The organism is Pseudomonas sp. Z2-11 (assembly GCF_054161305.1).
In genome coordinates, this window is sequence record NZ_CP096395.1 from 4692604 (window position 1) to 4705944 (window position 13341).

Annotated in this window: 10 protein-coding genes, 4 tRNA genes and 1 riboswitch; of the genes, 3 read left to right on the top strand and 11 right to left on the bottom strand. The window is 59.5% G+C overall.

Annotated elements, in window-relative coordinates; genetic code table 11:
* Positions 1-311: 311 nt before the first annotated feature.
* The 3 genes from M1E16_RS20725 to M1E16_RS20735 all read right to left on the bottom strand — a co-directional run bounded on the left by M1E16_RS20725 (position 312) and on the right by M1E16_RS20735 (position 2846).
* A complete protein-coding gene (locus M1E16_RS20725; protein ID WP_434572366.1) occupies positions 312-1004 on the bottom strand; it encodes a sensor histidine kinase in 693 nt (230 codons plus the stop codon).
* The gene (locus M1E16_RS20730) at positions 997-2604 is read right to left on the bottom strand and encodes a response regulator (protein ID WP_434656293.1); all 1608 of its coding nucleotides are present in this window, start codon (positions 2602-2604) and stop codon (positions 997-999) included. The genes M1E16_RS20725 and M1E16_RS20730 overlap by 8 nt, the downstream gene beginning before the upstream one ends.
* Before the next feature lie 165 nt (positions 2605-2769).
* Positions 2770-2846: transfer RNA gene (locus M1E16_RS20735), tRNA-Arg, on the bottom strand.
* Positions 2847-3374: 528 nt separating this feature from the next.
* On the opposite strand from M1E16_RS20735, the gene M1E16_RS20740 reads away from it, so the two are divergent.
* Complete coding sequence (locus tag M1E16_RS20740) at positions 3375-3701, top strand: Arc family DNA-binding protein (protein ID WP_010226671.1); 327 nt, start codon at positions 3375-3377, stop codon at positions 3699-3701.
* A gap of 261 nt (positions 3702-3962) precedes the next feature.
* Here the strand turns inward: M1E16_RS20740 and mgtE are convergent, their stop codons facing one another.
* Positions 3963-5405, bottom strand: coding sequence for a magnesium transporter (gene mgtE, locus M1E16_RS20745; protein ID WP_434628968.1), 1443 nt, complete (start codon positions 5403-5405; stop codon positions 3963-3965).
* Between the two features lie 321 nt (positions 5406-5726).
* Between mgtE and M1E16_RS20750 the strand changes: the two genes are divergently transcribed.
* Positions 5727-6212: a cell envelope protein SmpA gene (locus M1E16_RS20750; protein ID WP_458128266.1), complete on the top strand. Its 486-nt coding sequence runs from the start codon at positions 5727-5729 to the stop codon at positions 6210-6212.
* A gap of 47 nt (positions 6213-6259) precedes the next feature.
* On the opposite strand, the gene M1E16_RS20755 is transcribed toward M1E16_RS20750, so the two are convergent.
* The 7 genes from M1E16_RS20755 to ltaE all read right to left on the bottom strand — a co-directional run bounded on the left by M1E16_RS20755 (position 6260) and on the right by ltaE (position 12216).
* A tRNA-Arg gene (locus M1E16_RS20755) sits at positions 6260-6336 on the bottom strand.
* 72 nt (positions 6337-6408) lie between these two features.
* A tRNA-Arg gene (locus M1E16_RS20760) sits at positions 6409-6485 on the bottom strand.
* 106 nt (positions 6486-6591) lie between these two features.
* Positions 6592-6682: transfer RNA gene (locus tag M1E16_RS20765), tRNA-Ser, on the bottom strand.
* Positions 6683-6744: 62 nt separating this feature from the next.
* Positions 6745-6933, bottom strand: a complete 189-nt coding sequence (csrA, locus tag M1E16_RS20770; RefSeq protein WP_003178872.1) for a carbon storage regulator CsrA — start codon at positions 6931-6933, stop codon at positions 6745-6747.
* Positions 6934-7119: 186 nt separating this feature from the next.
* Positions 7120-8361 carry an aspartate kinase gene (locus M1E16_RS20775; RefSeq protein WP_305499355.1) on the bottom strand — a complete coding sequence of 414 codons (1242 nt, stop codon included), beginning with the start codon at positions 8359-8361 and terminating at the stop codon, positions 7120-7122.
* 83 nt (positions 8362-8444) lie between these two features.
* Positions 8445-11066, bottom strand: coding sequence for an alanine--tRNA ligase (gene alaS / locus M1E16_RS20780; protein WP_458128267.1), 2622 nt, complete (start codon positions 11064-11066; stop codon positions 8445-8447).
* Between the two features lie 145 nt (positions 11067-11211).
* Positions 11212-12216: a low-specificity L-threonine aldolase gene (gene ltaE, locus M1E16_RS20785; protein ID WP_458128268.1), complete on the bottom strand. Its 1005-nt coding sequence runs from the start codon at positions 12214-12216 to the stop codon at positions 11212-11214.
* A gap of 259 nt (positions 12217-12475) precedes the next feature.
* A riboswitch (FMN riboswitch) is annotated at positions 12476-12643 on the top strand.
* Positions 12644-12744: 101 nt separating this feature from the next.
* Here ltaE and M1E16_RS20790 point away from each other — a divergent pair.
* Entirely contained in the window at positions 12745-13254 is a 510-nt protein-coding gene (locus tag M1E16_RS20790; protein ID WP_305499349.1) for a 6,7-dimethyl-8-ribityllumazine synthase, read from the top strand.
* Positions 13255-13341: the final 87 nt, after the last annotated feature.

Sequence of the window (13341 nt, forward strand, 5' to 3'; positions counted from 1 at the left end):
CCATTCAAATCCGGCGTGACACATTCAATCTCATCAATGCCCGTCAGTCGCTGTGCGAATGAACGCTGGCCATCGGTCGTCATGACGCAATCCTTGTTATGTGCGAGCCGCGAACGGCAACCCGTACAAAATAGGCTCCGGCTGTTCGGAATATCAAGCAGCTACAAAAATAAACAGCTGCTACTGAAACAACTGTGGGAGCGAGCCTGCTCGCGAAGGCGGTGGATCAGCCAACTCAGTATCGAATGGGCGGACGCCTTCGCGAGCGGGCTCGCTCCCACAGGTGAGGGAAGTGTTGCGAGAGGTTTTGCTCAGGGCAGATAAAGCCTGAACACCCCGCCGCCCAGCACGCCGCCATTGGCAATCTCGGTACGCCCGCTCAAGCCACCCCGCTGATGCAGACCGGCGATCCTCGCGGCGAAATACAGGCCCAGGCCGGTGCTGCCGGTGCTGTGGTTGATGCCCTGCACATACTCGGCCTGACGCTCGATCATCGCAGCTGGATAGCCTTCGCCGTCGTCATTGATGGTCAATACCAACTGCCCGGCCTCGTCGCTCACACTGATCAAGAGCGTCTGCCGAGCATGGCGAATCGCGTTGTTGATCATGTTGTCGAGCACCGAGGCAATCAACTCACGATCAAAAAAACCCAGCGGACTCAGCGGGTCGACTTCGTAGGTGGCCATGATTCCGCGGCTGCGGAACACGTCCTGATGGCCGGCCAGCTGCGCTTCGATGAAGTCATCCAGCTCATGATAGGCCGGATGCAACGGCAACTGGTTGACCCCCAGCTTGTACAGCCCCAGCAGTTGCACCAGCAGGCCGTTGAGGTGGGCGAACTCGAAGTCCATCACGCCCTGCTCCGAAGTCTGTCGCTCGGACTCCGGCAAACGCTCGAGCCATTGCGTATGAGCCTGCATGAGCAAGGTCAGGGAGTTCTTCATATCGTGCACGGTAGATGCAATCACCGTGGAAAAATCGAGAGCCTGTTCGCTGTCATTCATCGCCAAATGCCTTGCTTCGCAGTTTCTGATAGCGCGCAAAACGCGCATCGGTATCGGGCATCATGCCCACCAGTTTCAGGCAGGCGCGACATTCCTGGAGCAGCTCCGATTCGACGCTGGTATCGGTGCCGTGCAGCAGGGATTGCGCCATGTTCAGGGCAATACTGATGTTTTTTGGTTGCAGCTTCAGGGCGCGCCGGAACAGCTCTCGCGCCTCGGGCAAGGCGCCGGTCTTGTAGACGCGCACACCCTCACGGTTCAGCTCGGCGGCGGCGTTGCCCTGATTGAGAATGTTGGGGTCATCGGTGAGCTTGGCGATGCCTTGCATCACCGTCGGGTCATCGCCGTAGATTTCCGCGCAGTTCTTCAGCATCGACTCGCCGGCGCTGGTCTGCCCAAGCATCTGCAACTGCTTGGCCACCAGCAAGGCGGCTTCGGCGCTCATGAATTGCTCCATGCCGTCGAGGCGCTGCAACGCCTGCTCGGTGAGCTTCTCGGCGGTTTCGGCATCGTTGAGCAGCAGGCTCGTGGCCTTCATCAGCCGCGCCCGGACTTGCAGCCCCGGATCGCTGGGGTTTTCCTTGGCCACGGCGCTGAGCGTCGTGTTGATTTCCAGGCGAGTGCGGGTATCCAGGCCTTTTTCGCTGCCCTTGCTGATCAGCGCATGGGCCAGACCGAGGTTGGTTTCCGGGTCCTTGAAGCGCGACTGCGCGCCCTGCCCCACCGCCTGGCGGTAGGCTCTCGACGCGGTGTCGTAATCTTCATTGGTCATTGCCAGCTTGCCCAGCAGCGCTTGCCGGCGCACCGCCAGGGGCGACAGGCGCACCGCCTCTTCCAGCACGTTTTGCGCCTGCTTCGTATCACCTTCGGCCACCAGCACATCGGCCATGCCGTCGTACAGGGCGGGCATCATCGGAAAAGCCTTCAAGGCTTTTTCATAGACAGCCTTGGCCTCGCCCACCTGCCCGCGCTTGAACAGCAACTTCCCCAGCCCCGCGTACGCCCAAGGCAACGGACGATCCGCGATGATGGAGTTGTACAACCGCTCAAGGGCCTCGTTCTGATTCAGGTCGCGTAACGCATCGGCGCGATAACGCAGGCACAGCGGCCCGTAGCGAGGGTCCTGCTTGCAAAGGGCGATACAGGCATTGAGCACCTCCATCGGCTTGCCACGGTCAAGGGCTTGCAGGATCGGCTTGAGCAAGGTCTTGCGCTGCTCGAGCCGCTCCAACCGCTGGGCCAGGCCGGAGCGATTGAACGGCTTGGTCAGGTACGCATCCGGCTCATGTTCCAGGGCACTGAGCACCATCGCCTGGCTGGTCTCGGCGGTCACCATGAGGAACACGCTTTCATGGCTGATCAGCTTCTCGACCATCAGGTCTTCCAGCACCTGCTGGCCATTCTTGCGCCCGTCGCCCAGGTGATAATCCTGCAGGATAAAGTCGTAGCGCTTCTGCGAGCACATGCGCAGGGCCACTTCACCGGTATCGGCGGTATCCACGTCCTTGACGCCCAGCTCCCGCAACATGGACCGGACGGAACTGCGGAAATCCGAGAAATCATCGACGATCAGAAAACTTTTTTGGTGGTACGCCAGCATCGAGGATGTCCAGGCAAATAAGAAAAAATGAACTCAATGGCGAAACAAACGAAACACCGCTCCACAACGCCGGGACGTCAGGAAAGGAAACTCATCGGGTTATCGGCAGCAGATGGCGTTCCGTTAAGGGAGAGTAGATCGGCGTTGGGGGGCTGGTGCGAAAAATGGTGTCCCAGGGCAGGTTCGAACTGCCAACCTTCCCCTTAGGAGGGGGATGCTCTATCCAATTGAGCTACTGAGACACGGGTCGACCGCGAGAAACGCGGTGCGTTGGACGGCGTGCATGTTAACGGCCGCTCTCGCGTTTGTCATGTCGTCGTTGCCTGATAAGTGTAGGCAAATGGTGCAGCTAAGCCGCTGCGCAGAGCACAGACCTGGCGAATTCAGCCACCATTCATCCTTCCCCGGCTCGTCGGCCTAGTAAATCGGCATTTTGCCACTATCCTATACAAAGCAAGGACAGTCGCCATTGTGCTCCGTAGCGGTTATCCGCCAAACGGTATGGCACAACGACACGATGCAGTGGTCACAAATGCGGAACCTGTGTGTTTTTTCAAACCAGTCCGCATTTTTTGACGAAGGGTGCTGGCATAACGCCTTTACCCGGATCAGAATTTGTCACAGAATTGGCGCCAATGATCTGGCAATTTTGAGGCATCATGCGGGCCTCTTAACAATTCAGGTTGAACATTTGGCTGCGGATCTTGTCCTATCGACATCCTGCGGCCAATCCCGAGAACCGCTCCCCTGAACTAACCGGTTAAATAAATATGCGCCCAATGAAACAGGCAATTTATTCCAGCCGTACGGCTGACAAGTTCGTCGTGCGTCTGCCAGACGGAATGCGGGAACGCATTGCCGAGGTGGCTCGTAATCATCACCGCAGCATGAACTCCGAAATCATCGCGCGCCTTGAGCAAAGCCTGATTCAGGAAGGGGCACTGGGTGAAGAGTTGAGCATGCGCCTGGACAGCCCTGAGCTGTCGTTGCACGAGCGCGAGTTGCTTCAACGCTTCCGACAACTTTCCCATCGTCAGCAGAACGCCCTCGTTTCGCTGATTGCCCACGACGCAGAAATGGCCGCAGACGCGTCCTGATCGCCACCCAATTATTAAAGCCAGCCTTGTGCTGGCTTTTTTTTCACTTGAAAAAAATGAAGTACCCGTGGCGAGGGAGCTTGCTCCCGCTCGGCTGCGAAGCAGTCGCAAACCGGCGGGTGCGGTGTGTCTGATCCTCCGCATTGGCAGGTTTTGGGGCCGCTTCGCAGCCCAGCGGGAGCAAGCTCCCTCGCCACGGGTTCGTCGGTTGTCTTAAGTGAACAGCATTACGCCAATCAAGCGGGCTTTTTGAGGAGCCATTCAGAGCAGGAAAATCGTCGCCAGGCCCAGGAAGATGAAGAACCCTCCACTGTCCGTCATGGCGGTAATCATCACGCTGGCGCCCATTGCCGGGTCGCGCCCCAGGCGGGCCAAGGTCATCGGGATCAATACTCCCATCAACGCCGCCAGCAGCAGATTGAGCGTCATCGCCGCGGTCATCACTACGCCCAGCGACCAACTGCCATATAGCAGGTACGCCACCACGCCGATCACGCCGCCCCAGATCACGCCGTTGATCAACGCCACCGCCAGCTCCTTGCGCATCAATCGCGAAGTATTGCCGGTGCTGACCTGGTCCAGCGCCATGGCGCGAACGATCATGGTAATGGTCTGGTTGCCAGAGTTGCCGCCGATGCCGGCTACGATAGGCATCAACGCCGCCAGCGCTACCAGTTTCTCGATGGAGCCTTCGAACAGGCCGATGACGCGAGAAGCGACAAACGCCGTAACCAGATTGACCGCCAGCCAGGCCCAACGGTTGCGCAGGGATCTCCAGACCGAAGCGAAGATGTCTTCCTCTTCTCGCAGACCGGCCATGCTGAGGACTTCGCTTTCGCTTTCCTCACGAATCAGGTCAACCATTTCGTCGATGGTGAGACGGCCAATCAGTTTGCCGTTCTTGTCCACCACCGGCGCGGAAATCAAGTCATAACGCTCGAATGCCTGAGCCGCGTCGTAGGCATTTTCGTCGGGATGGAAACTCACAGTGTCGCTGGCCATGACCTCGGCAACCTGCTTCTCCGGGTCATTGACGAGCAGCCGCTTGATCGGCAGCACGCCGGTGAGCACGCCGTCGTAATCAACCACGAAGAGTTTGTCGGTATGCCCCGGCAGCTCCTTGAGGCGACGCAGGTAACGCAAGACCACTTCAAGGCTGACATCCTCGCGGATCGTCACCATCTCGAAGTCCATCAGCGCACCGACCTGCTCCTCGTCGTAGGACAATGCCGAGCGGACACGCTCGCGCTGTTGCCCATCAAGGGCTTCCATCAACTCATGGACAACATCGCGCGGCAGTTCGGGGGCGAGGTCGGCGAGCTCGTCGGCGTCCATCTCCTTGGCCGCCGCCAACAGCTCGTGATCATCCATGTCGGCGATCAGGGTTTCACGAACCGAGTCGGACACTTCCAGCAGGATGTCACCGTCGCGATCGGCCTGGACCAGTTGCCAGACCGTCAGACGTTCTTCCAGTGGCAAGGCTTCGAGGATGTAGGCGACGTCGGCCGAGTGCAGGTCATCGAGCTTGCGCTGCAACTCGACGAGATTCTGCCGGTGGACCAGGTTCCCGACCCGATCGGAATGAGGGCCTTCCTGGCGATGCGTCAGGTCTTCCACGACCCGCTGACGATGCAGCAGCTCAACGACTTGAGCGAGGCGATCCTGAAGGCTTTCCTGCGTTTTTTTTACTTCTACTTCGGTCATAGGCGAACTCCACTCCCAGCAGTGGAGCACGCCGGAAGGATCAATCAGTCAATTCATGATTGGTAAAACGCGATATTGAGTAACTACTGGGTAAGTCCATGAAGATATTCCAAAGCCCCGGCGGGGCTGACGGCCGCAATCATACACCGCTTGACGCTCTAGAACGTTAAAAAATCGTGGCAAGAACAAGCGCTTGCGAGACAAACCTGAACACAGGCTGAACCTCTGCATTTACGACGACTTATTCTGAAAAGAAAACACACGCTGCGGCGCAAATGTAGCGGCTACCCTTCTTTACCAACGGTCAAGGAGGAAGCCCGGATGCCCGCAAACCGCTGTCTGTTTCCACTCGCCGCCTTAGCCTGCTTGCCTCTCTGGAGCGTCGCACAAACCGTGCATCGCTGCGAAAACGGCGCCGGGCAGGTGACGTTCACGAGCCTGAGCTGCCCGTCCGGGGAGATCCTGTCCGTGCAGCAGATAAACTCATTCAACCCAGGCCACGTCGCACCGCTGCTGCCGGAAGCGCTGCCGCTGAAAACATCCGGCAAAACAAACAGACGCAAGGCACCGACCATCGTTGGCCAGTTGGAGGACGACTGCGGGAATCTGATCGACGCCAGTCAGCGCCGGGAGGCAATCATGAATCGGCGAGTAATCGCTGGCATGAGCCAGCAAGACGTAGAGAGCGCACTCGGCAGGCCCGACACGATCAAGGTGCGGAATTCGAACACGCGCTATACCTACAAAAAGAGGAACGGCCGCAGCACCGAGGTCGCGTTCGATGGAAAAGGCTGCGTGAAACGTTAAATCCCAGACAGCAAAAAGCCCGCGTTGAACGCAGGCTTTTTGGTGTTTGGTGCACTCGACAGGATTCGAACCTGTGACCGCTCGGTTCGTAGCCGAGTACTCTATCCAGCTGAGCTACGAGTGCAAGTTGTGGTTTTATACCAGATCACAACTGGTTGTAGCCAAGTTATTTGCATCACTGCAAGCAACTCTTAAATGGTGCACTCGACAGGATTCGAACCTGTGACCGCTCGGTTCGTAGCCGAGTACTCTATCCAGCTGAGCTACGAGTGCATTTGTTGCCGCGCATTATAGGTCGCCGAATCTTTTTGTAAAGCGCTTTTTTCAGTAATTTCAAACACTTACCGATCAAGCCAGAGACAGCGCACTAAACGAATAATGGCGGAGAACGGGGGATTCGAACCCCCGACACCCTTTTGAGGTGTACTCCCTTAGCAGGGGAGCGCCTTCGGCCACTCGGCCAGCTCTCCGCAACACGGGGCGTATATTAACCACCTTCATCCCCGTTTGCAAACATAAAAATCGATAAAAATTAATGGCTTGGTTCGTCGTCCTTCTCTTTCTTGATACGCAGGTAAATTTCCTCCCGGTGCACAGCGACCTCTTTCGGCGCGTTGACGCCGATACGCACTTGGTTTCCTTTGACGCCGAGCACGGTCACGGTGATTTCGCCATCGCCAATAATCAGGCTCTCTGCGCACCGACGGGTCAGAATCAGCATACCTTTCTCCTCACGCGATTCAGTTCAGGAACAACAGTCTGCAAAAAAAAGGGCATGACACCTACAACCGAAACGGTCGCAGCCCACAGGCCTAGTATTGACCAGCGGGCGCAAAAGAACAGTTTTGGGACATGCCATCCGGAAAAACAAAGGGCGCGGTCGAAACCGCGCCCTCAGGGCAACGCCTTACTCGCCCTGTCGGGCCGCAGCGTCGAGCTCAAAAGCCGTGTGCAGGGCGCGCACGGCCAGTTCCAGGTACTTCTCTTCGATCACCACCGACACCTTGATTTCCGAGGTGGAGATCATCTGGATGTTGATGCTTTCCTTGGCCAGCGATTCGAACATGCGGCTGGCCACGCCTGCGTGGGAGCGCATGCCGACACCGACGATCGAGACCTTGGCGATCTTGGTGTCGCCCACCACTTCCCGGGCGCCAATCTCGCCAGCGGTCTTTTTCAGCACGGTTTCAGCGGCCTGGTAATCGTTGCGGTGCACGGTGAAGGTGAAGTCGGTGGTGTTATCGTGCGCGACGTTCTGCACGATCATGTCGACTTCAATGTTGGCCGCGCTGATCGGGCCGAGAATCTTGAACGCCACGCCGGGGGTGTCTGGCACGCCACGGATGGTCAGCTTGGCTTCATCGCGGTTGAAAGCGATGCCGGAAATGATCGGCTGTTCCATGGATTCCTCTTCATCGATAGTAATGAGGGTGCCCGGACCCTCCTTGAAGCTGTGCAGAACGCGCAGCGGAACGTTGTACTTGCCGGCGAACTCCACCGCGCGGATCTGCAACACCTTGGAACCGAGGCTGGCCATTTCCAGCATCTCTTCGAAGGTGATCTTGTCCAGGCGCTGAGCCACGGGCACGACCCGCGGATCGGTGGTGTAGACGCCATCCACATCGGTATAGATCTGGCATTCGTCAGCCTTGAGGGCTGCCGCCAGGGCCACGCCAGTGGTATCGGAACCGCCACGGCCGAGGGTGGTGATGTTGCCGTGCTCGTCCACGCCCTGGAAACCGGCGACAACCACGACGCGGCCAGCCTTCAGGTCACCGCGAATCTTCTGGTCGTCGATCTGCAGGATACGCGCTTTGTTATGCGCACTGTCGGTCAGGATACGCACCTGGTTGCCGGTGTAGGACACCGCCGGTACGCCACGCTTGATCAGCGCCATGGCCAGCAAGGCGATGGTCACCTGCTCGCCAGTGGAAACGATTACGTCCAGCTCACGGGGGACCGGTTGCTGGTCGCCGCTGATTTGCTTGGCCAGATCGATCAGACGGTTGGTCTCGCCGCTCATTGCCGACAGCACGACCACCAGGTCATCGCCAGCGTCACGGAATTTCTTAACCTTGTCGGCGACTTGTTCGATTCTCTCGACGGTGCCGACCGAGGTGCCTCCAAATTTCTGTACGATCAAAGCCATTTCAAAGCCGCCTCTGCCCATGAAGGGCGCCCAAATAATCTCGACAGCGCCCGGGCCCGCCTTGGCGAACCCGGGGCGCTGCCTTAAATGCCCTGCTCTACAAATGCAACGGTCTGGACCAGTGCCGCGTCCAGGGCGCTGGCGTCGGTACCGCCGCCTTGCGCCATGTCCGGACGACCACCGCCCTTCCCGCCCACTGCCGCAGCGGCCTGCTTCATCAAATCACCGGCTTTGAGTTGGCCAGTCAGGTCTTTGGTCACGCCTGCGACGAGAACGACCTTTTCCTCATGGACACCGCCGAGCAGGATCACTGCGCGGCCGAGTTTGTTTTTCAGTTGATCGACCAGCGCCAGCAGCGCCTTGCCGTCCTGGCCGTCGAGACGCACAGCCAGCACTTTCACGCCCTTGACGTCCACCGCCTGGGCCGACAGATCGTCGCCCGCGGCGCTGGCAGCCTTGGCCTGCAACTGTTCAAGCTGCTTTTCCAGCAGGCGGTTGCGTTCCAGCACAGCCGACAACTTGTCGATCAGGTTGTCACGGCTGCCCTTGATCAGGCTCGCCGCTTCCTTGAGTTGTTCTTCAGCCGCGTTGAGGTAGGCCAGCGCAGCAGCGCCAGTGACCGCCTCGATACGCCGCACACCGGAGGCCACGCCGCCTTCGCTGATGATCTTCAGCAAGCCGATGTCGCCGGTACGATTGGCGTGGATGCCACCGCACAGCTCCACCGAGAAATCGCCCATGCTCAGCACGCGCACGTTGTCGCCGTACTTCTCGCCGAACAGCGCCATCGCGCCTTTGCGCTTGGCGGTCTCGATGTCGGTTTCCTCGGTCTCTACCGGGGAGTTCTTGCGGATCTCGGCGTTGACGATGTCTTCCAGCGCCTTGAGTTGCTCAGGCTTGATCGCTTCGAAATGGCTGAAGTCGAAGCGCAGGCGCTGGCTGTCCACCAACGAGCCCTTCTGCTGAACGTGTTCGCCCAGCACCTGGCGCAACGCTGCGTGCAGCAAGTGTGTGGCGGAGTGGTTCAACGCAGTCGCGTGACGGACCTCGGCGTCGACATGGGCGGCCACGGGCGCTGCGACCATCAGGCTGCCGGAGGCCAGCACGCCGTGGTGCAGGAACGCGCCGCCGGTCTTGGTGGTGTCACGCACATCGAAGCGCGAGTTGCCGGCCTGCAAGTAGCCGCTGTCGCCGATCTGGCCGCCGGACTCGGCGTAGAAAGGTGTCGTGTCCAGCACGATCACGCCTTCCTGGCCTTCGCTCAGGATATCGACCGATTGCCCGTCCTTGTAGATCGCCACGATCTTGGCCGAGCCGGTGGTCGCGGCGTAACCGGTAAATTCGGTGGCCACGTCAGCCTTGACCAGGCTGTTGTAGTCCATGCCGAAGGAGCTGGCGGAGCGCGCACGCACGCGCTGGGCTTCCATCTCGCGCTCGAAACCTTCCTCGTCGAGGGTCAGGTTGCGTTCGCGGGCGATGTCGCCGGTCAGGTCCATCGGGAAGCCATAGGTATCGTACAGCTTGAACACCACGTCACCGGGAACCACGTTGCCCTTGAGCTCGGCCAGATCCTGCTCGAGAATCTTCAGGCCCTGCTCCAGGGTCTTGGCGAACTGCTCTTCTTCACCCTTGAGGACACGTTCGATGTGCGCCTGCTGAGTCTTGAGTTCCGGAAAGGCCTCGCCCATCTCGGCCACGAGCGCCGCGACGATCTGATAGAAGAAGCTGCCCTTGGCGCCCAGCTTGTTGCCGTGACGGCAGGCGCGACGAATGATCCGGCGCAGCACATAGCCGCGACCTTCGTTGGAAGGCAGCACGCCGTCGGCGATCAGGAAGCCGCAGGAACGGATATGGTCGGCCACCACTTTCAGCGAGGCCTGGTTGTCGTTGGTGCAACCGATGGCCTTGGCCGAAGCGGCCAGCAGGCTCTGGAACAGGTCGATCTCGTAGTTGGAGTGGACGTGCTGCAACACCGCACTGATCCGCTCCAGGCCCATGCCGGTGTCTACCGACGGCGCCGGCAGCGGATGCAACACGCCGTCGGCGGTGCGGTTGAACTGCATGAACACGTTGTTCCAGATCTCGATGTAGCGGTCGCCGTCTTCTTCCGGCGAGCCGGGTGGGCCGCCCCAGATGTCGGCGCCGTGATCGTAGAAGATTTCGGTGCAAGGGCCGCACGGGCCGGTATCGCCCATGGTCCAGAAGTTGTCGGAAGCGTAAGGCGCGCCTTTGTTGTCGCCGATGCGCACCATGCGTTCAGCCGGGACACCGACCTCTTTGGTCCAGATGTCGTAGGCTTCGTCGTCGGTGGCGTAGACCGTGACCCAGAGCTTTTCCTTCGGCAGGTTCAGCCACTTTTCGGAAGTCAGGAAGGTCCACGCGAACGTGATGGCGTCGCGCTTGAAATAGTCACCGAAGCTGAAGTTACCCAGCATTTCGAAAAAGGTGTGGTGACGAGCGGTATAGCCGACGTTTTCCAGGTCGTTGTGCTTGCCACCGGCACGCACGCATTTCTGGCTGCTCACCGCGCGGGTGTAGGCACGTTTTTCCTGGCCCAGGAAGCAGTCCTTGAACTGGTTCATCCCCGCGTTGGTGAACAGCAGGGTCGGGTCGTTGCCCGGAATCAAAGAGCTGGAGGCTACTCGGGTGTGGCCTTGCTCTTCGAAGAAGCGAAGGAAGGCTTCACGGATTTCTGCGCTTTTCATTAGGTTCTTCCACGGAGGCTGCGGCCAAAGGCCTGTGCAAAACGTCAACAGACGAAGCAACGGCAAAGGGCCGCATTATATCGGCCCTTTGCGTGGGGTACAGTGTGTTATGTGATAGAAACCGTCAATCGGACCGCTGAAAGGATCAGATGCGAGAAAATTCGACGAAAGTGTCGATCACCTGGTCGATTTGCCCGGCGCCGACATCCATGTGGGTGACCATGCGCAGACGGGGCGCGGCACTGAGCTGGATGCCTCGCTCGGCGGCATAGGCCTTGATCGCCTCGGCCCGTTCGCCGATCTGCACGTAGACCATGTTGGTCTGCACCGGCTCGACGGAATAACCCGCCGCACGCAAGCCTTCGGCAAGCCGCTGGGCATTGGCGTGATCATCGGCCAGGCGTCGGACGTTATGTTCCAGGGCATACAGCCCCGCCGCCGCGAGGATCCCGGCCTGGCGCATGCCGCCACCGACCATCTTGCGCAGCCGACGGGCCTTGCCGATCAACTCGTCAGTGCCGCACAGCACCGAGCCCACCGGGGCACCGAGCCCCTTGGACAGGCACACCGACACCGAATCGAAATGCTGGGTGATCTGCCGGGCGTCCACATTCAGCTTGACGGCGGCGTTGTACAGCCGCGCGCCGTCCAGGTGCAGCGCCAGGCCATGTTGCCGAGTGAAACGCCGGGCTTGCGCCAGGTATTCCAGCGGCAAGACCTTGCCCTGCATGGTGTTTTCCAGGGCCAGCAGGCGGGTGCGGGCAAAATGGAAATCGTCGGGCTTGATTGCGGCAGCCACTTGCGCCAAGTCCAGCGAGCCGTCCGCCTGCACTTCCAGGGGCTGGGGCTGGATCGAACCGAGCACCGCCGCACCGCCACCCTCGTATTTGTAGGTGTGGGCCTGCTGGCCGACGATGTATTCATCGCCGCGCTCGCAGTGGGCCATCAACCCCAGCAGGTTGCTCATGGTGCCCGTGGGCACGAACAACGCCGCCGCGAACCCCAGGCGCGCGGCCAGCTCGGCTTCGAGACGATTGACGGTCGGGTCTTCGCCATACACATCGTCGCCGGTCGGCGCGCTGGCCATGGCATCCAGCATGCCGGCGCAAGGTTGGGTCACCGTGTCGCTGCGAAGGTCGATAACGCTCATGAATCTGGCCTCGGTTTCAGATGGGGAAATTCCCTTTCGAAGGGCAATTACTGCGGGCATGGGCAGGAATAATCAAGCCCGGTGAAAGGAAAAGAACACCTGGCCTGAAGATTGATCAGTTCCCTGTGGGAGCGAGCCTGCTCGCGAACGCGTTGGGTCAGCGACATTTATTTAGCTGACACACCGTATTCGCGAGCAGGCTCGCTCCCACAGGGGGTTATGTGTTAAAAATCCTGCGCCGTCACAAAACGTGACGGCAAAACGTTCTCAGGGCGGGGTGCAACTCCCCACCGGCGGTAATTGCGCGCAATGCGCATAGCCCGCGAGCGCTTGGTGCTACACGGTCTTTACAGTGCAGCGACAAGGTCAGCAGACCCGGTGTGATTCCGGGGCCGACGGTCATAGTCCGGATGAAGAGAGAACGGGATTGACACCCAAGGGCCGCCTGCGACTGTCTTGTGCGCGGCGTACCCTCGAATCCCCTTCGATTCATGACGCCCTGTTTTTCACACAAACAGGAACCAGAACATGCAACCCACCGCAATCGACAGCAAGACCAAAACCCATCCGGGCGAGCGCGTCGCGTTCATCCAGGCCTGCTGGCACAAGGAAATCGTCGACCAGAGCCGTAAAGGCTTCGTCACTGAGATGATCAGCCAGGGTTATCAGGAAAGTGACATCGACTTCTTCGAAGTCGGCGGCGCGTTCGAAATCCCGCTGCACGCCAAGCTGCTGGCCAAGTCAGGTCGTTACGCCGGCATCGTCGCCGCCGGCCTGGTGGTGGACGGTGGCATCTATCGCCACGAGTTCGTCGCCCAATCGGTGATTAGCGGTCTGATGCAGGTCCAGCTGGAAACCGAAGTGCCGGTATTTTCGGTCGTGTTGACGCCGCATCACTTCCACGCTGGCGAAGAACATCAGAAATTCTTCTTCGAGCACTTCGTGCACAAGGGCCAGGAAGCGGCAAAGACCTGTGCCGATACGCTGCACAAGACGCGGGCGTTGCGCCGCAGTGAGCAGCGGGCGGTAGCGGTCTAAAGAAACACTGAGACCCTGTGGGAGCGAGCTTGCTCGCGATAGCGGACTGTCAGTCACCTTCAACATTGACTGAAGCACCGCAATCGC

Bases quoted from the DNA above. Each gene is read 5' to 3' on its own strand.
- M1E16_RS20725 (WP_434572366.1), bottom strand. From the start codon at position 1,004: ATGAATGACAGCGAACAGGCTCTCGATTTTTCCACGGTGATTGCATCT.
- M1E16_RS20730 (WP_434656293.1), bottom strand. From the start codon at position 2,604: ATGCTGGCGTACCACCAAAAAAGTTTTCTGATCGTCGATGATTTCTCG.
- M1E16_RS20740 (WP_010226671.1), top strand. From the start codon at position 3,375: ATGCGCCCAATGAAACAGGCAATTTATTCCAGCCGTACGGCTGACAAG.
- mgtE (WP_434628968.1), bottom strand. From the start codon at position 5,405: ATGACCGAAGTAGAAGTAAAAAAAACGCAGGAAAGCCTTCAGGATCGC.
- M1E16_RS20750 (WP_458128266.1), top strand. From the start codon at position 5,727: ATGCCCGCAAACCGCTGTCTGTTTCCACTCGCCGCCTTAGCCTGCTTG.
- csrA (WP_003178872.1), bottom strand. From the start codon at position 6,933: ATGCTGATTCTGACCCGTCGGTGCGCAGAGAGCCTGATTATTGGCGAT.
- M1E16_RS20775 (WP_305499355.1), bottom strand. From the start codon at position 8,361: ATGGCTTTGATCGTACAGAAATTTGGAGGCACCTCGGTCGGCACCGTC.
- alaS (WP_458128267.1), bottom strand. From the start codon at position 11,066: ATGAAAAGCGCAGAAATCCGTGAAGCCTTCCTTCGCTTCTTCGAAGAG.
- ltaE (WP_458128268.1), bottom strand. From the start codon at position 12,216: ATGAGCGTTATCGACCTTCGCAGCGACACGGTGACCCAACCTTGCGCC.
- M1E16_RS20790 (WP_305499349.1), top strand. From the start codon at position 12,745: ATGCAACCCACCGCAATCGACAGCAAGACCAAAACCCATCCGGGCGAG.